Genomic DNA, 20,550 nt, shown 5'->3' with positions numbered 1-20,550 from the left:
ACATGGTATGATAGATAAGAATTTTAGAAATGGGACAATTTAAAAGGGGATGAAGATATGAGTAAAACAGGTTATATAATAATGGAAAATGGTAATAAAATTGAATTTGAATTATATCCGAATGAAGCGCCAAATACAGTAGCGAATTTTGAAAAACTAGCTAATAGTAATTTCTATGATGGTTTAACATTCCACCGTGTAATTGATGGTTTTGTCAGTCAGGGTGGTTGTCCTAAAGGAAATGGAACAGGATCTGCAGGTTATACAATTAAATGCGAAACAGAAGGTAATCCTCACAAACATGTTGAAGGATCATTGTCAATGGCACATGCCGGAAAAGATACAGGAAGCTCACAATTTTTCATCGTACATGCGCCACAGCCGCACCTAAATGGTGTTCACACTGTTTTTGGTCAAGTTACATCTGGTATTGAACATGCTAAAGCAATGCAAAACGGTGATGTTATGAAAGAAATGAAAGTCTCTGCAGAAGAATAAGTACTATGAGTATTTCTTTACTGCTCCATCTATTATTTGTAGTAGCCCCGATCAGTACTGTGCTGCATGAAGCAGGTCATATTATAGGGGCTAAATCACTGAATGCTGATCGGATGAGGTTGACAATAGGGAGCGGAACAATAGTAAGAACTTTTTTTATTAGTAAAGTACAAATTACGATACGTGCGATTTTCTTTTTGGGTGGATTGGCTTCAAGCGAAAGAAAGAATATGTACAAACCATATGAACTAATATGGATAGCTCTTTGTGGACCATTAACTAATGGATTCGTTGCATTTTTGTTGTACATTATTTATACAGCATATCCTTCTAATTATCTATTATTACTTTTATTATTTAATTTATGGATAGGTATTATAAACCTTGTTCCTTTTCGGTTCAAAGAGAAACAATCAGATGGATACACGATTGTTAAGGCACTCACACAGAAATAATTTCAGCCATTAGCAGGTTATTCAGTAGCAGTATGTTTTTCTGTAAATATGGTAATGCTGATAGAGGATGAATCAAATTGAGCCAACGCAAAAAAAATTGGATATTGTTAATGATTCTATTAACACTTAGTATAGTATGGGGCTTCATTTACTGGATTGTCTTTGTATTTTGAAAAAGTAATTTGACAATTACTCGAATATGAGGCATAAATAAGTATACAATCTCCGATAAGTAATACTATTGCAAGATTTGTACTTTTACTCTCCAAAGTTGGTAAGTTATATTCATAGTGAGGGGTATCTATGTTAATTCGATATAAAAAAAATCTGGAAAAGATTGCAATGGGCTTATTATCTTTCATGCCAGAAGAAAAAGATGTAAAAAAATTGCAGCAAACAATAAAAGAATATGAATCAAACCCTGATTGGCATCTTTTCCTTTGGAAAGAAGAAGATATATTAGGTGCAATCGGTATAAGGGTGGAAGATGATATTAACGCAGTAGTGCAGCATATTTCTGTTAATCCATCACATCGAAATTCAGGGATTGGCAAAAAAATGGTTGATGAAATAAACAATATGTATAAAAATAAATACGCGGTTTGTCCGGATGATATGACTCAGCAATTCTATAATAAATGTAGTGATTCTGAACAAGAGAATGATAACTAACCAAGTCAAAAACCAGCTCTGTCGATCCAGAGCTGGTTTTTGGTTAAAGTGATAAATGTTAAATAGCTTGCAACAAATAAAGATACTGCAGAACTAAATCACATTACTTCTACATCCAAGCAGCACCAACGATAATTAGAAGAATGAACAGTACTACGATTAGCGCGAATCCTCCGCCATAATTACCACCCATAATTATATTCCTCCTTTTCCACTTAACGAATAAATGTTTTTTTGGTAACATTTATCTTACGTTAATAACTTATGTTAACCATAGCTATAGTGTATAGGCGAATACGATAAAAAGGCTAAATTTTTAATTTCCTGCTAATAAAGTTGCCTAATTGGAAGGGGGAGGGGTATGAATCAGTCATATCAAGTTAAATTGGATACTTTTGAGGGTCCGCTTGATTTATTGCTGCACTTAATCAATCAATACGAAATTGATATATATGATATTCCGGTTGCTCAGATTACGGAGCAGTATATGCAATATATACATACCATGCAAAGTCTTGAACTGAATGTGGCGAGTGAATACCTTGTTATGGCGGCGACATTATTGGCATTAAAAAGTCAAATGCTGTTACCTAAACAAGAGGTTGAAGAAGAAGACGATTATATGGAAGACCCGCGCGAGGAGCTGATGCATCGTTTAATTGAATACCGAAAATATAAAGATGCTGCTGAAAAGCTTAAGGAAAAAGAAATAGATGCAAACCAGATTTTCACAAGACCTCCGGCAGTATTCGACCATATCGATTCCAGTCAACAGGTAGTAAAAGGTGATACATCAATATATGATATGCTAAATGCTTTAGGGAAAATGTTTGAACGAAAGAATTGGAATAAGCCACTTGAAACAAAAGTAACTCGTGGGGAAATTCCTATTGAACAGAAAATGACCGAAGTATTAGAGCTTGTCAAACGGTCAAAAGAGGGGATAGCTTTTGATCAATTATTTGATTATCCATCACGTGCACATATTGTAGCAACATTTATTGCTGTACTGGAGTTGATGAAAGGAAATGAAATACAATGTAGACAGGAAAAGCATTTTGAGTCATTATATGTTTTTTATATGGAGGATTGAAATTGGAAATCAATGATTTAAAAGCTGTTGCAGAAGGGCTCTTGTTCGCAAGTGGGGATGAAGGAATTACAGTCAAACAGCTATCGCGAATACTGGATATTACAGATAAAACTGTTGAACATCTGCTTGATGAACTGAGATATGACTATGAAAATACAGACCGCGGAATTATGATTATGCAGTCAAATCAAGTATTTCACCTAACTACGAAACCAGAGCATAGTGTTTATTTTAAAAAACTTCTCGAAACACCACAGACCACCAGGATGTCACAAGCTGCGTTGGAAACACTTGCTATAATAGCATACCAGCAACCAATAACTAGAACTGAGATTGAAGAAGTAAGAGGGGTGAAAAGCGACAGACCTGTGCAAACGTTAATTGCAAGGTCTCTTATCGAGGAAGTTGGAAGAAGAGAAGGAGCCGGTCGACCAATCCTCTTTGCTACGAGTAAGGATTTTTTAACTTACTTTGGCCTGACTTCACTGGAAGAGTTACCACCATTACCGGAAAATATGGATGAAGAAGATATGGATCAAGAAGCAGATTTATTTTTTGGCAGCTAACAAAGTATAAATACCTACTCATAAGTGTAACTAAGGCTTGGAGATACCAAGTAAATAATTCCTAAGATCAATTGGATCAAAGCAATAATAATTCTTAAATTATATTATTTTAGTCCTTGCGTATATTGCGCAGGGACTTTTACATGTAAAAAAATATAAATAAATTACAAGCTCCCAAGTTTCTAATTTTAAATCATATCTATACATGCCAAGCATAAACTATATAGATAAATTATCAGCGGGAGGAAAACCTACTATGCGCTATATAGTCATATCACTTTGTTTACTATCTGTTGTTTTATTTAGCCCAACAGTCGGACGAGCAGAACCCAGTGTTTCGGCAAATAATGCTGTTTTGATGGAACAATCATCCGGCCGGGTGTTACTTGAAAAAAAGGCTCACGATAAACAACCGATAGCAAGTATAACGAAGATAATGACGGCTATCATTGCAATTGAATCCGGTAAATTAAATGAAACAGTAACCGTTAGTAAACGGGCTGTATATACAATTGGGTCCTCCATCTATTTAGAGCAAGGTGAAAAAATTAAATTGAAGGATCTTGTTTATGGACTTATGCTTCGCTCTGGTAACGATGCAGCGGTGGCAATTAGTGAACATGTAGGTGGCAGCATGGAAGGTTTTACTCATTTAATGAATCAGAAAGCACGGTGGCTTGGAATGACGAATACTTCTTTTGATAATCCGCATGGACTTGACTCTGAAAACCACTATTCTACTGCATATGATATGGCATTGCTTATGCGCTACGCTATGGAAAATGAACAGTTTCGCCAAGTAACAAAATCCAAAACATATAAACCTGATAGTGCGTATACATGGCAGAATAAAAATAAGCTGCTAACCCAATTTTATGAATATTGTATTGGAGGGAAGACTGGTTATACAAAGTTAGCTGGAAGGACACTAGCAACAGCTGCAGAAAAAAATGAAATGCGTTTAATAGCTGTCACGTTGGATGCCCCAGATGATTGGCGTGATCATATCGGAATGTATGAATGGGGTTATAAGAATTATAATATGACGACGATTGGTACTCAAGGAAAGGTAAACTATAATATTGCTAAACCTGATACCACTGTACGCGGATATTTACACGACGATATTAAATTACCCCTTAACCAAAGTGAACAAAAAAAAATAAAGAGTAAGACATTTATTTTAAATAATGCGTCAACTAGTGCAAAAGAGATTATCGGTAAAACGATCTATTATATAAAATCAGTACCAGTTTTGGAAGCACCAATCTATTCAGAAAAGAGACAAAAGGAGAATTTTCTTGCAGAAATTGTCTCAGTATATCAGCGAATAATTGGGATTAATTAACTATGGTCAATTTTATATGGGCATTTATGGCGATAATCGGAATTGTCTATGCTATGTTCAATGGCACCATGGAGGAAGTAAATAAGGCATTATTCGAAAGTGCGGATGAAGCAGTAACCTTATCGATAGGATTAATTAGTATATTAGTATTTTGGCTGGGTATTATGAAAGTTGCTGAAAAAGCAGGTATATTACGAGTCCTTACTAAAATGTTTAGACCATTAGTCGTTAAATTATTCCCGGACATACCCAAGGATCATCCCGCAATGGGTTATATTTTATCTAATTTTACAGCTAATATATTTGGGTTGGGTAATGCAGCAACTCCAATGGGAATTAAAGCAATGGAACAAATGAAGGAATTAAGCGGGACAGACACGGCATCCAGATCAATGATTACTTTTCTGGCAATAAACACCTCAAGCTTAACAATCATTCCAACAACAGTAATCGCTATAAGGATGCAATATGAATCTATCTCGCCAACTGAGATTGTTGGTACAACAATTATAGCAACATTAATTTCTTCATTAAGCGCGTTAATAATTGATCGGTTATTTTACTATAGTAGTCTCAGGAGGAAGTAAGTATGGGGGTTATTACTTCAATCAGCACTTGGCTAATTCCATGTTTCATTCTAATTGTACTTTCTGCAGCAACGTGGAAACGTGTCCCAACATATGAAATGTTTGTAGAAGGGGGAAAAGATGGTGTCAAAATGGCATTTTCTTTACTTCCTTTTTTAGTAGGAATGATCGTGGCAATATCTATTTTGCGTAGTTCTGGAGCATTGGAAGCCTTTATTAATTTAATATCACCATTGCTAGTAATGATCGGAGTACCTCCAGAAATAGTTCCGCTAGCATTAGTCAGACCAATTTCCGGAACAGCAGCTTTAGGAATGACTACAGAATTGATAAGTACACACGGCCCTGATTCATTTATTGGCAGATTGGCTTCTACGATGCAGGGCAGTACAGATACAACCCTTTATGTATTAACTATATATTTTGGTGCAGTCGGAATCAGGAAAATGGGCTATGCACTCAAGGTTGGACTATTAGCTGATTTAATTGGTATAATAGCATCTGTAATAGTCGTAACATTAATATTTGGCTAAATCTCGAAAGTAGCGTTAACATATAGTTAACGCTATTATTATGGCATAAAGAAGGTTAAACCTTCCTAAGAGCCCCCTAGTGAGCGTCCTTTGGGAACGAGGCAGACTAAGTACGACAAATCCTGTGCATCGGAACATCGTGATGACCCTAGGTGCGCGAGTGTATTCCAACTGCGTCGTTAGGAACTTCCATAGTTAATCCGCATTTTATAACTACTGCGAAGATTAAAAGTAACAAAAGCTACGAAAAGAGTCTTTAATTAAAATTAATGAAAATGGTGATTCAATGACAAATTCGTTCGAACGATTACAGAAAGTTATTGCACAAAGTGGCGTAACTTCAAGAAGAAAAGCTGAGAAATTAATTGTTGAAGGTAAAGTAAAGGTTAATAACAAACTAGTTATAGAGCTAGGAACCAAGGTAACCCCGAGTGATGATATCGAAGTAAACGGTGTGCTTTTGGAAAAAGAAGAACCAGTATATTATATGTTCTATAAACCAAGAGGGGTTATTTCCAGTATAAATGATGACAAGGGAAGAAAAGTCGTTACGGATTTTCTAGGAGAAGTTTCTGAGCGTATTTATCCAATAGGAAGACTCGATTATGATTCGTCTGGAATATTATTATTAACAAATGATGGTGACTTCGCTAACTTGCTCATGCATCCGAAACATGGTGTAGATAAAGTATATGTTGCTAAGATTAAAGGCATTCCTAGTAAAAGTGAACTTAACAGGTTAAAAAAAGGTGTTAAGGTTGATAATGATATACTAAAAGCTGTTGGGTACAACATACTCGAAGCAGACAGGAAAAAAGGAACAATGATATTGGAACTGACACTGCATGAAGGTAAAAACAGGCATATTAGACGTATGATGGATGGCTTAGGTTATCCTGTATCCAAGTTAAAGCGAGAGAAGTATGGTCTGCTAACGTTGGATGGTATGCAACCGGGAAATTATCGCCCGTTAACTCCTCATGAGGTTAAAAAAATGCGACAATTAGCGGAAAACTAATGATGTCAGTCTGCAGCTGATTGATATATGAAAAATTGTTGAATAATAGTCAAATTTACTACTATGTATACATGATATAATGGCGTGGGGAGTGAACTGATATGAGCACCGAACAGATAAAGGCTAATAAAAAACGGAAAAAACAAAGAAGGATGGTTTTTCGAACTATTGTATTAGCAATCTTACTTGTCGCCGTTATATATGCATTGGTTTCTAATTTAAGCAAAGATAAATCAAATGTTGATGCAGGTAATGAAGCACCGGATTTTAAGCTTCAGCAAATAAATGAAAACAACGAGCTGGAAACAATTCAATTAAGTGATTTAGAAGGTAAAGGTGTCATGCTTAACTTCTGGGGAACCTGGTGTGAACCTTGTGAAGCAGAAATGCCATATATGGAAAAGTTATACCCTAAATATAAAGACAAAGGAATTGAAATAGTTGCAGTAAGTTTGGATGCTACTGAATTTGTCGTAGACCGCTTTATTGATAAGTATAACTTAACATTTCCTATTCCGCATGATACTAATAATGAGGTAATGAATCTATATAACGTTGGTCCAATACCGAGTACTTTCTTCATAAATCCTCAAGGGGAAATTGTTGAAGTGGTTGAAGGTGCGTTAACTTTAGAAAAACTTGAAGATCACTTAAAAGAAATTCAACCTAAATAAAGAATGCAGCTATTGTGAGGGATATGAATGACAAATATTAAATGTGAGTGCGGGCATGTTAACCCAGAGGGTACCGTTCTGTGTGAGGCTTGTGGCAAGCCGATAGAAGGAAACCAGCATATTGATGGAAATGATAAAAAGAAACTGTTAAATATGCGGTATGATGGTAGTGCGCGCAGGTCGCAAACATATAACAAGTCAATTGTTGATAAAATATGGAATTTCTTTTCTTCTGTAAAGATTGGTGTATGGCTAATTGTTCTAGCTCTTATTGCTTCAGCAATGGGAACTATATATCCGCAAGAAATGTATATACCTGCAGATGCCGCTTCAAGAGATCCAGCTGTGTTTTATGAAGACCGATATGGAATACTTGGACAAATTTATTATCAGTTGGGATTTCATAACTTGTATGGCTCATGGTGGTATATGTTGCTTATTGCCTTAATTGGAATATCTCTGGTAATTTGCAGTATTGACAGGTTCGTGCCGCTATATAAAGCATTAAAGATACAAAAGGCAAAACGTCATGCTTCATTCCTGAGCAGACAGCGATTATATAGTAAAACAGAACAAGTTACTTCAGATGAAAAAAATACTGTCGTGTCCCATTTGAAAAAAAATCGTTATAAGGTTACGGAAGAAAATGGACATATCTTAGCAGAAAAAGGTCGATTCTCACGTTGGGGTCCTTATGTAAACCATATTGGACTGATTATTATTCTGATCGCAGCATTACTGCGTTTTACTCCATTTATGTATCTTGACGAGTATGTTTGGGTAAGAGAAGGAGAACAAACTGTAATCCCAGGAACCAAAGGTGAATATTACATAAAAAATAAAGACTTTATCCTTGAGACTTATGGTGAAAATGATGAGCGTTTTCAGAAGGCTATCAAAAAAGAAGGAATGGTTCCTAAAAACTTTCAAACCAATGCAGTTATTTATAAGGAATCAGGAGAAACCTTACCAGGAGAAGACCCTAAACTTGAGAAAGTTGCTGAGGATGAAATACGTATGAACCACCCACTTAAATTTGGTGGTTATACACTATATCAAGCTGGCTATCAAATGAATGAGTTTTCCAGTATGTCTTTTAAAATTCATAAGACAAATGATCCAGATGAGAGTTCTCTTGGTAGTTTCAAAATAGACTTAACATCACCAAAATCGGAGTATGAATTAGATAGTGGATTTAAAGTTGTTGTTAATCAATATTATCCAGATTATTATTTGGATGATGGAGAGCCAAAATCGAAAACAGATTACCCAAGAAATCCAGCGTACGTATTTTCTGTACATCCCCCTGATGGAAGCGAACCGGAAATGAGCTTTGTAGGTATAGGGAAAAATGTGGATGCAACTGGAGAGAATGACTACAAACTGGGGATAAAGGATTTCAAAATGCGTGATGTAAGTGGAATAACAGTAAGACGTGACTATACACTGCCATTATTTGTAGTAGGTGCATTTATATTTATGTTTGGGGTAATACAAGGAATGTATTGGCAACATCGCAGAATCTGGATACACCCTAAAGGGGAAGGAATTCTATTGGCTGCCCACACTAACAAAAATTGGTTTGGTGTGAAGAAGGATATCGAGAAAATAATTGAGGATACAGATATAAAAATGGTTGACGATCAACAGGAACTGGATGATTAATAAACATTATAAGATTCAAGGAGGATATACATGGACTTTTTAAGTATTAGTAGTACGATGCTATATACAGCTTTCATCCTGTATTTGATCGCTACGTTTTTCTTTGGTGCAACAATTAAAGAAAAAAGATCGGATAAGAATAAAGGAATAGCCGGAAAGATAGCAATTTCCATAACCATTATCGGCTTTTTAGCACAAGTTGTTTATTTTATAACCAGATGGATAGCAAGTGCTCATGCCCCCGTAAGTAATCTGTTTGAATTCATGACGTTCTTCGGTATGGGGTTAGTGTTTGCTTTCATTATTATCTATTTTATATACAAGCTTAATATCTTAGGGTTGTTTGCATTACCGATAGCAATGATAATAATTGCCTATGCGAGTATGTTTCCAACTGAGATTGCCCCTCTGGTACCGTCGCTTCAGAGTCACTGGCTGTATATTCATGTTACAACTGTGTCTCTTGGAGAGGCAATTCTATCGATAAGTTTTGTAGCAGGGCTGATTTACTTAATCAGGCAGGTTGATCAATCAGTGAGAAGTAAGCGTACTACGTGGTTAGAAATCGTATTATTTTCTCTGGTTGTTTTTATTGGCTTTAGTGTAATTACAGTTATATTTAATGTTTCTGGATACAGTGCTCAATTTGAATATACAGTAAATAATAGTACAGTTAGTACAGATTATCATTTACCACCAATTGCTGGACCCAATGAAGGTACTTTAATAACCGGAAATAGGATGGAAGCATTATTTGACGCACCGGAGTGGATGCATGGTGTTGATGCAGCCAGAAAATTTAATACAATTATATGGTCGGTAATGACTGGGTTGATTTTATATGGAATAATCAGGTTAGTCTTACGTAAACGAATTGGAGCAGCAATCCAACCATTACTCAAGAAAGCAAAACCCGATCTATTGGACGAAGTTTCTTATCGCGCAGTAGCAATTGGTTTTCCTGTGTTCACCCTTGGGGGAATAATCTTTGCATCTATATGGGCTCAAATCGCTTGGGATCGCTTTTGGGGATGGGACCCAAAAGAAGTATGGGCGTTAGTAACCTGGTTCTTTTATGCAGCATTTCTGCACTTGCGATTATCCCGAGGCTGGCATGGTGAAAAGTCAGCTTGGCTAGCGGTTGGTGGATTCGCTATTATTATGTTTAATCTGCTTGCTGTTAATCTGATTTTAGCTGGTCTTCATTCATATGCATAATGGACTAGCAGCTGGTAAGTTTTTCAATTATACTATAACGAAATACTAATTAGGGGGAGTCTGAATGGAATCAAACGCTAAAGTGTTAGTTGTAGACGATGAGGAAAGAATTCGCCGGTTAATTAAAATGTACTTGGAGAAAGAAGAATTTGTTGTCGAAGAAGCAGAAAATGGTACTGAGGCATTGGAGCTTGCACTTCAAAATGATTATGATGTTATTCTGTTAGATATTATGATGCCAGAAATGGATGGAATTGATGTTACACAAAAACTGCGAAAAAAGAAAATGACTCCTATTATAATGCTTACAGCAAAAGGAGAGGAAGCAAATCGTGTACAAGGATTTGAAGTAGGTACTGATGATTACATTGTAAAACCATTCAGTCCAAGGGAAGTAGTTTTACGTGTTAAAGCATTGCTGCGAAGAGTTTCAACCACTAATTTTAACGAAGTGGAGACATCGACCAAAAATTTGATCGTATTTCCTCATATGACCATAGATCATGATGCTCATCGGGTTACGGCAGATGGAACTGAAGTTAGTTTAACTCCAAAAGAGTACGAGCTGTTGTGTTTCTTAGCTGAGTCTCCAGATAAAGTATTTTCACGTGAACTTCTGCTAAAGGAAGTATGGCAATATGAATTTTTTGGAGATTTACGTACTGTTGATACACATGTTAAACGGCTACGTGAAAAATTAAATAATGTATCTAAAGAAGCTGCCAAGATGATTGTTACTGTCTGGGGCGTCGGGTATAAATTTGAGGTAGATGATGTATAATGTTTTGGCGTAGTGTAGTAGGAAAACTAGCAATAACGATATTATTGCTAGTTTCTTTTGTATTATTTATATTGACCGTTTTACTTTTGGAATTCTTTGAGAATTTTCATATTGATCAAGCTGAAAATGATATGATGCAAACCGCAACAAAGGTTTCGCATATGGTAGTGCAATATGACAATCAACAATTGGCCTTAGAGACAGCAGAACGTGTGAAGGATCCAGCAAGCACCTTAGCTGTTATTTATGAAAATGGTGATTCATGGTCATCTGAAAGTATTAATAGCGACCTTGGTAAACTGAATAGTAAATGGTTGAAAGAGGAAAGTAATTTAATGGAGGCTATTTCCAGTGGTGAAAATGTAAAAAAGCAAATTTTCTTACCTGATGGTAATACTAAAGTTATGATTGTAGGTACTCCAGTTAACCAGAATGGTGCTGTTTTTGTATATCAATCACTTGATATCGTAAATAAGACGAAAGCTGAAACTACTAAAATTATATTTCTTGCAGCAGGAATAGCTATTATTTTAACAACTATTTTTGCCTTTTTTCTTTCCACAAGGATAACGTCTCCTTTAATAAAAATGCGGGAAGCAGCATTTGATCTTACAAGAGGAGAATTCAACACAAAAGTACCAATTTTAACACACGATGAAATTGGTGAACTTGCAATGGCATTTAATCGAATGGGCAGACAATTGAAGTTCCATATTAATGCGTTAAGACAGGAGAAAGAGCAACTTTCAAGTATCGTAAGTTCTATGGCAGATGGTGTTATTACTTTTAACCGAAACAGTGATATGTTAATAACTAATCCTCCTGCAGAGCGATTTCTTGAGAATTTGTATTACGAAAATGACGTGGAAATGTCTGAAATTAATAATAAAGCACCGGTACCCTTAGATGAAATCTTGACGAATGTCATCCATGATGAAAAAGAAGCAATACATGAAATTAATATACAAGGACGTACATGGGTAATGATTATGACGCCGTTATATGATCAGACATATGTACGTGGGGCGGTGGCTGTTATTCGTGATATGACAGAGGAACGTCGATTAGATAAGCTCAGAAAAGACTTTATCGCAAATGTTTCACATGAACTGAGAACACCTATTTCCATGTTACAAGGATATAGTGAAGCAATTGTTGACGATGTGGCAGAAAGCAGAGAAGATAAAAATGAGCTTGCACAAATAATCCATGAGGAATCTTTAAGAATGGGTCGGTTGGTGAACGAACTATTGGATTTAGCACGGATGGAGGCAGGTCATATACAGTTAAATAAAGAAAGTGTTGACGTTGAATCATTTGTTGAACGTATTTTGAAAAAGTTTAAAGGTTTAGCAGAAGAAAATAATGTTGAGTTAGATTTAACTAAACACATTTCCAATCACCAAATAAATATAGACCAGGATCGTGTGGAACAGGTTTTAACAAATCTAATAGATAATGCAATTAGACATTCCAATGAAGATGGAAAAGTTCATGTCGTTATTGAAAGTAATACTGCTGATTTTAATGTATCCGTAAATGATAATGGAAGTGGGATTCCAGAAGATGATTTACCATTTGTTTTTGAACGTTTTTATAAGGCAGATAAATCGCGCATGAAGAATAGTAAGAAAAGAGGTACAGGACTTGGACTTTCAATTGCAAAAAATATTATTGAAGCTCACAATGGATCGATCACCGTTAACAGCAAGGTTAATGAAGGTACAACATTTACGTTTAAACTACCTTTACAAGAGAAGTAAATATGGTATGATAAAATAGAATTGAATAAAGTTATAGAGCTTGGTGTAATTACTTAATAGGGAATCCTGTGCAAATCAGGAACTGTCCTCGCAACTGTATGTGAGATACGAAATAAGTACAAGCCACTGTGTGATTCGTCACATGGGAAGGACTTATAGTAGGCGTGAATCACAAGTCAGTAGACCTGCCAATCTCTAACGTTTCAATGCTTCGAGGATGTGAGCGATTGGGACAACCGAGCACATTGTAAATGATTAATTTTATGTATCGATTGTCTGCTAAGCTAACTCTGTAGAAGGGTTAGCTTTTTTACGCAGTTAGGAAAATATATGCATAATCCAACTAAAACTTTCCGCATAAAGGATTATACTCCATAGTTTAAGGGTTCCAGAAAGCAGTATAAGCTTGAATAGAATCCTTTAACGGATACGGTTGATACTAAGAATTTTTTCAATGTATTGGTTTCCAACGTCCAATTCTCCTCAATATAAATTAGAACTGGAGGAATGGGAAGATGAACAAATGGTTTTTACGTATTGCATCATTAATGGTCGCTATTGGCTTATTGGTCGGATGTGGTGCTGAAGAACAAGGGCAGACAAATAGTCAAGAAAAGGAAAATACAGCAGGTGAGAACTCAGAGGAACAGAGTGAAGAAACGGTTCGGATTACAATATCAAAAGGTAAAGGTTCCGAATATATTAATGAAAAAGAGGTTGAAGTTGAAGAAGGGGCAACCCTTATGGAAGTAATGGAAAAAAACTTTGAAGTGAAGACGGATTTTGATGGTGGATTTATAACCTCAATTGACGGAGTTGCGCCTAAGGATGGCGAGCAAAAATCATGGATGTTTACTGTAAATGGTGAAATGCCTACAGTTGGCGCTAAAGAATTTAAGTTATCACCAGGTGACAAAGTGACATTTGATCTGCAAGCCTGGGAATGATTTAATTGAACACTTATAAACTCACGTTATTAGCACTGCTTGCTGCATTGGCGGTTGTTGGGCGATTCGCTTTTGCGTTTCTTCCAAATGTTCAGCCTGTCACATCGTTAATTATTGTTTGTGGCCTGTTATTAGGTCCGATAGCAGCTATATTGCTGGCTATTTTAACTACATTCTTGTCTAATATGATATTGGGAATGGGAATATGGACAATCTGGCAAGTAGTTGCTTGGGCATTAATCGGACTTTTAAGTGGATTCTTAGGAAAATATCCTGCTAAGATCCCAGGATTTATACTAGTATTTTTTGCGGTAATTAGTGGTTATTTATACGGATTTATTATTTCACTCACAACATATTCAGTTACCGGAAAATTTCTTCCGTACTACCTGGCTGGGTTGCCATTTGATACTTATCACGCAATCGGCAATGGAGTATTTATGATTCTATTATATCCAGTAATCGCTCATTTTTTTAGAAATTATGCTGAAAAACATTTCTATTTGCAAAATACCAACTAAATTAGGTTGGTATTTTTGCGTTTTTCTAATATAGTATTAATATGCTGTAACTTTATTATGCCATTAATCGACTATTTAAATGAACGGAGGATCTTTATGAAGGCCGTTTTTGAGAAATTTTATAATAATTACCATCATGATTTATACCAATTTATATTTTACATGGTAAAGGATAAAGAAACCTGTGAAGACCTCGTTCAGGAAGTATATATAAAAGTTTTAAAATCCTACGATTCATTTAAGGGTGACAGCTCAGAGAAAACGTGGTTGTTTTCGATAGCACGGCACATAACAATCGATTATTTTCGCTCTCAAAAAAGAAAACGAAATCGCATTCTGGAATTTTTTGACTGGAATGAAAAAGGGGAATTAATTCAAGATTATAATCCTCTCCCAGATGAAATTGCTGTGCAAAATGAACAAATGAAAAATGTTTATCGTTATTTGGACAAATGCACACCTGATCAAAAAAGTGTTTTAATCTTACGGTACATACAATCATTTTCTATTCAAGAGACAGCAGAAATTTTAAATTTCAGTGTCAGCAAAGTGAAGACAACACAGCATCGTGGACTGAAGACATTGAAGAAATACATAAGTGAAGGAGGAGATGTACTGTGAAAACATTCGACAACAATGAAGAGCAGATTAAGGAATCATTAGAACAAATGCCAGAAGTAAAAGACAACATGAATAAAGATGTACTTTATCAGCGTATCTCCTCCGAATTTAATAAAGAAAGACAACCTAAAAAGAATAAAAAGCTGGTACTAATTCCTATTTTCAGTACAGTCATGGTGTTATTATTATTAGTCATTATTATACCTTCGATGATGAATAATACGATGTTTCAAAGCAGCAGCGAAAATAGTAACGCTGATAAAGCGATGGATAACGCTGGCTCTAATGAAAGTATGAAAGCCAGGGAGGAATCAAGTGAGCTTAAACAGGAAGATAGTGCATCATCATCTGCGGATAGTGACTCAGGTGTATTGATGATGGACACTAATATTCAGTCTTATGTTATACACTCAACAAGCAACAAAACGATAATTTATAGTGCTCTTGCTGATCGTCAGTCACAATATGTTGTCCCATTATCACTTGTTGTTCCTAAAACTGATAATGCCGGGAAGTATTATAAACAGTTAAATACCTATCTGAATGAGCAGAAATGGGGGCTCAGCGACTATATGTTTCCTGGCACAGAATTCCAATTAAATAAGCAAAGTAATCAGGTTAATATCAAACTGCCAGAAGACTTCTCTATTACTTCAGGTGCTCAGGCAAATATGTTTCAAGGGCTACTGACAACAATGTTTACCCCTTACCAAATTAATAAGGCTGTCTTTAGCCAGCAGGTCAATCTAGGTCCAACCGGTAAAGTGAAGGAACTGTCGTTAAAATCTTCGAAGGTCATATATAAACGTTACCAACTATCTGAGAATAGACGTAATTTTCTTGTACAAATACCAGTCGATGAAAAAAGTGATATTAAAACAGCATTAACAAAAATGAGAAATACAGAAGAATCATATAATGTTTATCAATCTATACCAGATTATATTGATTTTTCTGTAGAAACGGATGATGAGCTGCTAAGATTAAATTTTGACGATGAAAAAATGGTTCTCAATAACCAGGAAACCATAACGATGATAGAAGCAATTCTTATGACTGTAAAGAGCTATGGTTACCAGGATGTTTTATTTACAAATTATGCTAATGAAATTATTGGTCCATATAATTTATCAGAGCCAATAAAAGTTCCAGACGGAGTAAATCCGATAAGAGTTGATAGTTGATTGAGTTAAAGCGTTCCAGCGGGAAATTTCCGATGAGAACGCTTTGACTTTTTTAACAATGGGAATTATCATAAAATTACAAGGTTTTGTTATCCGACAAAAGTGAATATATTTCCAATGTTAAAGAAAAACAGTCTTACTTAAGAGCCATTATTAAGCTTTATTTTAGGGATGATTTCAATGGAACAAGAAAAAATTATCGACAAGATATCTGCAAAAATAAAACTGATACGGGTTGAGAATAATTATACGCAAAATCAAATGGCAACTGTATTGGGAATATCGAAGAAGTCGCTGGTTCAAATTGAGAAACGGCGAAACAACGCCAATTGGACTGTGACAGTAGCTTTGTGTGCGCTTTTTCGTGATAGTGAAGTAATTCAGCATGCTATAGGATATGATGTACTGACAACTCTCAAAATAGCAGCAAATAATGAAATTTGATTCCATAGATCCCGTAAAACAGCTCTAGTTCTACTCCTCTTCAAATTTTAATGGATCACCATCAAACGGTTTATCTGCTATCTTAATAGAATCAGTCGGACAGCCCTCATATGCATCAGTCATATCTTCTTTTAATACTTCTTTGACATCAGCAGTTCCTTCATTCTCGTCCAAAACTACAAATGCAATCCCCTCATCATCATAATCATATATATCAGGAGCAGCAGCACCACATGCTCCACAAGCAATACACGTTTCTTGGTCAACAATTGTATATTTAGGCATGAGTTAACCTCCAGTTTGTTTTCAGAAAAAGTCTTGTATAACCTATTGTAAGACTGATATTTATACAATTCAACTGCTATAATACATGTTATCATTAATGAGGAAGGAAACTCTGATAACTGTCACAATTCTTTCAAAAAGGAGTTCAGAGCATTGTTATTTGATCGTATTGTCATAAAATGTTGCTCTCAATTTAAAACAGGACGCAGTGTCTCAGCAATATATCATCTTCTAAAAGGAAAAAGATCAATCCAGACCGTTCAGGATGCTCATATATATAAATTAGATAATTTTTATGGGATTTATAAATCCTTAAGAAAGCAGAATTTTGATGAAAGAATATATAAGCTTATTTCTGAAGGATTAATTCAGCTTCATGATAATTCTTCAGCATTCCCAACTGTATTAGGTTATAAGCTAAACGAAAAAGAAAGTGACATTTCGTTAGATTATTTCAATGGAATGAAGTACTCTGGTTTGTCCTCTATTTTTTTTGAAAGATTAGTTCTTTTAGTTCAAACTATAACAAATAGCAGGAACAATAACCTTAATTTTATACCGGTCGTTGACAAACCAGTGGTTACAAGCTGGGTGAAAAAGGAATATTACATTATCAAACAAAACCAGTTTTCTTTCCTGCATCAACTTTATGATGAGCTGTATAGAATTTTAAGTTATTTTCATGAGCAAGAAGCGGGTATGTTTGTAGACAGTTTAACAGGTTTCAAACACTATGGGATGAGCAGTTATCAGTTAGCAGCTAATTATAACCTTAAATTAATAGACGTACCTTTGGCACTAACAGGTATCATTCATTATATGTTATATGCGATTGAACAGGATTCAAACACATATCCATTGTTAACCCGTATTAAGGATGATTTGCCAGCATCTTCACAGACATCCAAATCAGCTACAAAAACAAAAGAACTATTAAATAGTCAATATACTGCAGAAGAAATTGCTGTTATACGCAACTTAAAGTTGAATACAATCTATGACCATCTAGTTGAATTAGCGCTTTATGATAAACAATTTCCGCTTGATAAGTATATTGATAAACAAGGACAACAAGATATATTAAATGCAGTAAGCAGATTGAAATCCTTTAAATTAAAGGATATAAGACAAGAAATTAGCAAGGAAATCAGTTATTTTCAAATAAGACTTGTGTTGGCTGTTGAAAATATTACGTAATCAGGTGATAGGTATGAGTGAAAAAATGTTACGAAATCATTTATTAAAAAGGTTTAATATAACATCATTTCGAGAAGGTCAAGAAGAAATAATTAATGACATAATGCACGGAAAAGATGTATTGGGAATTTTACCAACAGGATCAGGAAAATCATTGTGTTACCAGCTGCCTGCAACAGTGATGAAAGGTGTAACAATCGTAGTTTCACCACTAATTTCATTAATGCAGGACCAGGTGAAACAATTAAAGTCTACAGGATTTAAATCTGTTATTGCGTTAAATAGCTTTTTGGAACCAAACGAAAAAAAGCGTGTATTTCAGCATCTGAATGATTATAAGTTAATATACATATCACCGGAACTCTTGCAGCAGGACCAGACTATCCACTACTTTAAAACTATTAATATTAGTTTATTTGTAATTGATGAGGCACACTGTATATCGCAGTGGGGTCATGAATTCAGGCCTGATTATTTACGATTAGGCTCTGTTTTAGAGAAAATGAACAATCCAACGGTATTAGCATTAAGTGCAACAGCTACTAAAGAGGTGCAGGAAGATATTATTAATTCATTAAACAGACCTAATATTATGAAACATGTATACCCAATGGATCGTGAAAATATTGCTTTTACTATTCAAAAAGTAAAAAAGGATATTGAGAAACAGGAGTTTATCGTTAATCTGCTAAAAAAGAATCGTGTACCCACATTAATATACTTTTCAAGCAAACGAAAAACAGAGGAAATTGCAGCATCTCTGTCTGAAAATGTTCCTTCCCATCGTATTGCTTTCTATCATGGTGGTATGGACCAATTAGACCGGATTACAATTCAACAGCAATTTATGAATGATCAGATAGATGTAATCTGTTGTACAAGCGCATTTGGAATGGGAATAAATAAGCCCAATATTCGACTTGTACTCCATTATCATTTGCCACTTCAGATTGAATCCTTTATACAAGAGGTTGGACGGGCAGGTCGGGATGGTGAATCGAGTATAAGCCTTTTATTTTACACACCGGGTGATGAACTCATTCCGAATACAATAATTGAAAATGAGTTACCAGATGTTGAAAAATTGGATACAATCTTTATGAACCTATTTCAGTCATATAAAAATTCACCAACATTTCTATCCAATAAACACCTGCAGGAAGATTTACAGTTAAATGAATCTGAATGGCGATTTCTGCACTACCAGATGGAATTACATGGTATAATTAAAGAGAATAAAATTGTCTACCAAAAGGATATATGGAATAATGCTATTCATGATATACGCGCTCTTATTGAAACAAGAAAATCCTTGAAACAACGAAAGTTGAAGGAAATTATCGATTGGATTCATGAAGAGGAGTGTTTACGGAGGCATCTTTATAAAAGCTTTCAGGATAATTATAAAAATCCAGTGTATGGTTGCTGTACAAATTGCGGTTTTACAATTAATAACTGGAATGCAAAACAAACGGAAGTTAATCACACAACAAATACATGGATAAGTAAGTTGCAAAATTTACTGTTAATTGGAGATCAGAATGACGAGACAAAGTGAAATCATAAAGAGTTTGACTGATCAGGAGTTAAGAAAACAGTTATTTTTTTCACAGCTTTTATTACTTGGAGTTAGTTTTCTTTTAAGTCTGTTATTATTTGATAACATGACAGATTGGTTTGACCTCATTCAATTTAACTTATATGAAGTAGCATATTATGGAGTATTGCCGGGGCTTATCATCGTCGTTATCGATATCATCTTAATTTATCTTTTTCCGAAAAAGTACTATGATGATGGTGGTATAAATGATAGAATTTTTAAAAACCGTTCCATAATAGAAATTTTTGCAATTGCCCTAATGGTAGCCGTTTCAGAAGAATTATTATTTAGAGGAGTTGTTCAAACTACATTCGGTTATATAATTGCTAGTACTTTTTTTGCACTTGTACATATTCGTTATTTAAGAAAGCCTGTATTATTACTGTCTGTTTTAATTGTAAGTTTTTATATTGGCTATATTTTTGTACTTACGGAAAATCTATTTGTTACGATTACTGCCCATTTTTTTGTAGACTTTTTATTAGGGGTAGTTATTCGCTTCAAAAGTGAGGTGCTGTTTAATGAGTGAAGAGACCAAAGAACGAAGTGATCAGGCAGATGAATTACGAAAACTATTTAATGAAGTTCAAGAAGAAAGTGTACAACCTGCACAATTAGATAAAGGTGAGACTGGAAGTTCTGAAATAGAACAGCATGTAGAGCATGTGCGTGAAGTTGATATATTAAATTTGCCACCGCGCAGCGAAGTACACAGTGCAAGTAATAAGCGAACCAGAGTTAAACTGAGCGGAGCATCTCTACGCTTAATTATTGTAGTGTTTATCTTTTTAGCACTTTTAGGTGGAGCATATTATCTGTGGGGGCAGGAACTGATGGAGGTTATTAAGAATATATAGTAAAAGGTGCCGTTTGAAAGGCA

24 protein-coding genes, 1 pseudogene and 1 riboswitch are annotated in these 20,550 nt (G+C 35.2%); of the genes and pseudogenes, 23 read left to right on the top strand and 2 right to left on the bottom strand.

Features of this window, described 5'->3' with window-relative positions; translation table 11 throughout:
• Positions 1-57 precede the first annotated feature (57 nt).
• The 3 genes from ACE1TG_RS00205 to ACE1TG_RS00195 all read left to right on the top strand — a co-directional run bounded on the left by ACE1TG_RS00205 (position 58) and on the right by ACE1TG_RS00195 (position 1,625).
• On the top strand, positions 58-498 hold the full coding sequence (locus ACE1TG_RS00205; protein ID WP_375050347.1) for a peptidylprolyl isomerase: 441 nt from the start codon (positions 58-60) through the stop codon (positions 496-498).
• A gap of 5 nt (positions 499-503) precedes the next feature.
• A complete protein-coding gene (locus tag ACE1TG_RS00200; protein WP_375050346.1) occupies positions 504-953 on the top strand; it encodes a site-2 protease family protein in 450 nt (149 codons plus the stop codon).
• Positions 954-1,256: 303 nt separating this feature from the next.
• Positions 1,257-1,625, top strand: a complete 369-nt coding sequence (locus ACE1TG_RS00195) for a GNAT family N-acetyltransferase (protein WP_375050345.1) — start codon at positions 1,257-1,259, stop codon at positions 1,623-1,625.
• Positions 1,626-1,734: 109 nt separating this feature from the next.
• On the opposite strand, the gene ACE1TG_RS00190 is transcribed toward ACE1TG_RS00195, so the two are convergent.
• Positions 1,735-1,818: a YjcZ family sporulation protein gene (locus tag ACE1TG_RS00190; protein ID WP_099158412.1), complete on the bottom strand. Its 84-nt coding sequence runs from the start codon at positions 1,816-1,818 to the stop codon at positions 1,735-1,737.
• Between the two features lie 168 nt (positions 1,819-1,986).
• Between ACE1TG_RS00190 and ACE1TG_RS00185 the strand changes: the two genes are divergently transcribed.
• The 16 genes and pseudogenes from ACE1TG_RS00185 to ACE1TG_RS00110 form a co-directional block, all read left to right on the top strand.
• Complete coding sequence (locus ACE1TG_RS00185) at positions 1,987-2,718, top strand: segregation/condensation protein A (RefSeq protein WP_375050344.1); 732 nt, start codon at positions 1,987-1,989, stop codon at positions 2,716-2,718.
• A gap of 2 nt (positions 2,719-2,720) precedes the next feature.
• A complete protein-coding gene (gene scpB / locus ACE1TG_RS00180; RefSeq protein WP_375050343.1) occupies positions 2,721-3,284 on the top strand; it encodes an SMC-Scp complex subunit ScpB in 564 nt (187 codons plus the stop codon).
• Between the two features lie 256 nt (positions 3,285-3,540).
• Complete coding sequence (locus ACE1TG_RS00175; protein WP_375050342.1) at positions 3,541-4,632, top strand: D-alanyl-D-alanine carboxypeptidase family protein; 1,092 nt, start codon at positions 3,541-3,543, stop codon at positions 4,630-4,632.
• A gap of 2 nt (positions 4,633-4,634) precedes the next feature.
• Positions 4,635-5,219 (top strand): nucleoside recognition domain-containing protein, encoded by a 585-nt coding sequence (locus tag ACE1TG_RS00170; RefSeq protein ID WP_375050341.1) that lies wholly within the window; start codon positions 4,635-4,637, stop codon positions 5,217-5,219.
• Between the two features lie 2 nt (positions 5,220-5,221).
• Entirely contained in the window at positions 5,222-5,752 is a 531-nt protein-coding gene (locus ACE1TG_RS00165) for a spore maturation protein (protein WP_375050340.1), read from the top strand.
• Between the two features lie 286 nt (positions 5,753-6,038).
• Positions 6,039-6,770 (top strand): pseudouridine synthase, encoded by a 732-nt coding sequence (locus ACE1TG_RS00160; protein ID WP_375050339.1) that lies wholly within the window; start codon positions 6,039-6,041, stop codon positions 6,768-6,770.
• A 101-nt stretch (positions 6,771-6,871) separates the two neighbouring features.
• The gene (resA, locus tag ACE1TG_RS00155) at positions 6,872-7,444 is read left to right on the top strand and encodes a thiol-disulfide oxidoreductase ResA (RefSeq protein ID WP_375050338.1); all 573 of its coding nucleotides are present in this window, start codon (positions 6,872-6,874) and stop codon (positions 7,442-7,444) included.
• 27 nt (positions 7,445-7,471) lie between these two features.
• Positions 7,472-9,109, top strand: a complete 1,638-nt coding sequence (gene resB / locus ACE1TG_RS00150) for a cytochrome c biogenesis protein ResB (RefSeq protein ID WP_375050337.1) — start codon at positions 7,472-7,474, stop codon at positions 9,107-9,109.
• Positions 9,110-9,139: 30 nt separating this feature from the next.
• Positions 9,140-10,327, top strand: coding sequence for a c-type cytochrome biogenesis protein CcsB (gene ccsB / locus ACE1TG_RS00145; RefSeq protein WP_375050336.1), 1,188 nt, complete (start codon positions 9,140-9,142; stop codon positions 10,325-10,327).
• A gap of 64 nt (positions 10,328-10,391) precedes the next feature.
• Positions 10,392-11,108, top strand: a complete 717-nt coding sequence (locus ACE1TG_RS00140; protein WP_375050335.1) for a response regulator transcription factor — start codon at positions 10,392-10,394, stop codon at positions 11,106-11,108.
• Positions 11,108-12,871, top strand: a complete 1,764-nt coding sequence (locus ACE1TG_RS00135; protein ID WP_375050334.1) for an ATP-binding protein — start codon at positions 11,108-11,110, stop codon at positions 12,869-12,871. The genes ACE1TG_RS00140 and ACE1TG_RS00135 overlap by 1 nt, the downstream gene beginning before the upstream one ends.
• Positions 12,872-12,895: 24 nt before the next feature.
• Positions 12,896-13,078: riboswitch (cobalamin riboswitch) on the top strand.
• A 308-nt stretch (positions 13,079-13,386) separates the two neighbouring features.
• The gene (locus ACE1TG_RS00130) at positions 13,387-13,818 is read left to right on the top strand and encodes a DUF4430 domain-containing protein (RefSeq protein WP_375050333.1); all 432 of its coding nucleotides are present in this window, start codon (positions 13,387-13,389) and stop codon (positions 13,816-13,818) included.
• Between the two features lie 5 nt (positions 13,819-13,823).
• The gene (locus ACE1TG_RS00125) at positions 13,824-14,339 is read left to right on the top strand and encodes an ECF transporter S component (RefSeq protein WP_375050332.1); all 516 of its coding nucleotides are present in this window, start codon (positions 13,824-13,826) and stop codon (positions 14,337-14,339) included.
• 96 nt (positions 14,340-14,435) lie between these two features.
• Entirely contained in the window at positions 14,436-14,960 is a 525-nt protein-coding gene (gene sigX, locus ACE1TG_RS00120) for an RNA polymerase sigma factor SigX (protein ID WP_375050331.1), read from the top strand.
• A complete protein-coding gene (locus ACE1TG_RS00115) occupies positions 14,957-16,144 on the top strand; it encodes a hypothetical protein (protein ID WP_375050330.1) in 1,188 nt (395 codons plus the stop codon). The genes sigX and ACE1TG_RS00115 overlap by 4 nt, the downstream gene beginning before the upstream one ends.
• Positions 16,145-16,324: 180 nt before the next feature.
• Positions 16,325-16,579 (top strand): annotated as a pseudogene (locus tag ACE1TG_RS00110) (helix-turn-helix transcriptional regulator); the annotation flags it as partial.
• A gap of 39 nt (positions 16,580-16,618) precedes the next feature.
• Here the strand turns inward: ACE1TG_RS00110 and ACE1TG_RS00105 are convergent.
• Positions 16,619-16,873, bottom strand: coding sequence for a ferredoxin (locus tag ACE1TG_RS00105; RefSeq protein ID WP_375050329.1), 255 nt, complete (start codon positions 16,871-16,873; stop codon positions 16,619-16,621).
• A gap of 153 nt (positions 16,874-17,026) precedes the next feature.
• Here ACE1TG_RS00105 and ACE1TG_RS00100 point away from each other — a divergent pair, with 153 nt between their 5' ends.
• Genes ACE1TG_RS00100 through ACE1TG_RS00085 form a run of 4 tightly spaced genes read left to right on the top strand, consistent with a single transcriptional unit; the run spans position 17,027 to position 20,527 of the window.
• The gene (locus tag ACE1TG_RS00100; RefSeq protein ID WP_375050328.1) at positions 17,027-18,070 is read left to right on the top strand and encodes a YpbB family protein; all 1,044 of its coding nucleotides are present in this window, start codon (positions 17,027-17,029) and stop codon (positions 18,068-18,070) included.
• A complete protein-coding gene (locus tag ACE1TG_RS00095; protein ID WP_375050327.1) occupies positions 18,054-19,628 on the top strand; it encodes a RecQ family ATP-dependent DNA helicase in 1,575 nt (524 codons plus the stop codon). Before ACE1TG_RS00100 ends, ACE1TG_RS00095 begins: the two co-directional genes overlap by 17 nt.
• On the top strand, positions 19,612-20,199 hold the full coding sequence (locus ACE1TG_RS00090; RefSeq protein WP_375050326.1) for a CPBP family intramembrane glutamic endopeptidase: 588 nt from the start codon (positions 19,612-19,614) through the stop codon (positions 20,197-20,199). The genes ACE1TG_RS00095 and ACE1TG_RS00090 overlap by 17 nt, the downstream gene beginning before the upstream one ends.
• Positions 20,192-20,527, top strand: a complete 336-nt coding sequence (locus ACE1TG_RS00085) for a hypothetical protein (protein ID WP_375050325.1) — start codon at positions 20,192-20,194, stop codon at positions 20,525-20,527. Before ACE1TG_RS00090 ends, ACE1TG_RS00085 begins: the two co-directional genes overlap by 8 nt.
• Positions 20,528-20,550 lie beyond the last annotated feature (23 nt).

The organism is Virgibacillus sp. JSM 102003 (genome assembly GCF_041949995.1).
Classification (GTDB): domain Bacteria; phylum Bacillota; class Bacilli; order Bacillales; family Amphibacillaceae; genus Lentibacillus.
Note: the sequence above shows the minus strand (reverse complement) of the source record. Positions and strands in the feature narration are given on the sequence as shown.

Bases quoted from the DNA above. Each gene is read 5' to 3' on its own strand.
- ACE1TG_RS00205 (WP_375050347.1), top strand. From the start codon at position 58: ATGAGTAAAACAGGTTATATAATAATGGAAAATGGTAATAAAATTGAA.
- ACE1TG_RS00200 (WP_375050346.1), top strand. From the start codon at position 504: ATGAGTATTTCTTTACTGCTCCATCTATTATTTGTAGTAGCCCCGATC.
- ACE1TG_RS00195 (WP_375050345.1), top strand. From the start codon at position 1,257: ATGTTAATTCGATATAAAAAAAATCTGGAAAAGATTGCAATGGGCTTA.
- ACE1TG_RS00190 (WP_099158412.1), bottom strand. From the start codon at position 1,818: ATGGGTGGTAATTATGGCGGAGGATTCGCGCTAATCGTAGTACTGTTC.
- ACE1TG_RS00185 (WP_375050344.1), top strand. From the start codon at position 1,987: ATGAATCAGTCATATCAAGTTAAATTGGATACTTTTGAGGGTCCGCTT.
- ACE1TG_RS00175 (WP_375050342.1), top strand. From the start codon at position 3,541: ATGCGCTATATAGTCATATCACTTTGTTTACTATCTGTTGTTTTATTT.
- ACE1TG_RS00170 (WP_375050341.1), top strand. From the start codon at position 4,635: ATGGTCAATTTTATATGGGCATTTATGGCGATAATCGGAATTGTCTAT.
- ACE1TG_RS00165 (WP_375050340.1), top strand. From the start codon at position 5,222: ATGGGGGTTATTACTTCAATCAGCACTTGGCTAATTCCATGTTTCATT.
- ACE1TG_RS00160 (WP_375050339.1), top strand. From the start codon at position 6,039: ATGACAAATTCGTTCGAACGATTACAGAAAGTTATTGCACAAAGTGGC.
- resA (WP_375050338.1), top strand. From the start codon at position 6,872: ATGAGCACCGAACAGATAAAGGCTAATAAAAAACGGAAAAAACAAAGA.
- resB (WP_375050337.1), top strand. From the start codon at position 7,472: ATGACAAATATTAAATGTGAGTGCGGGCATGTTAACCCAGAGGGTACC.
- ccsB (WP_375050336.1), top strand. From the start codon at position 9,140: ATGGACTTTTTAAGTATTAGTAGTACGATGCTATATACAGCTTTCATC.
- ACE1TG_RS00140 (WP_375050335.1), top strand. From the start codon at position 10,392: ATGGAATCAAACGCTAAAGTGTTAGTTGTAGACGATGAGGAAAGAATT.
- ACE1TG_RS00135 (WP_375050334.1), top strand. From the start codon at position 11,108: ATGTTTTGGCGTAGTGTAGTAGGAAAACTAGCAATAACGATATTATTG.
- ACE1TG_RS00130 (WP_375050333.1), top strand. From the start codon at position 13,387: ATGAACAAATGGTTTTTACGTATTGCATCATTAATGGTCGCTATTGGC.
- sigX (WP_375050331.1), top strand. From the start codon at position 14,436: ATGAAGGCCGTTTTTGAGAAATTTTATAATAATTACCATCATGATTTA.
- ACE1TG_RS00105 (WP_375050329.1), bottom strand. From the start codon at position 16,873: ATGCCTAAATATACAATTGTTGACCAAGAAACGTGTATTGCTTGTGGA.
- ACE1TG_RS00090 (WP_375050326.1), top strand. From the start codon at position 19,612: ATGACGAGACAAAGTGAAATCATAAAGAGTTTGACTGATCAGGAGTTA.
- ACE1TG_RS00085 (WP_375050325.1), top strand. From the start codon at position 20,192: ATGAGTGAAGAGACCAAAGAACGAAGTGATCAGGCAGATGAATTACGA.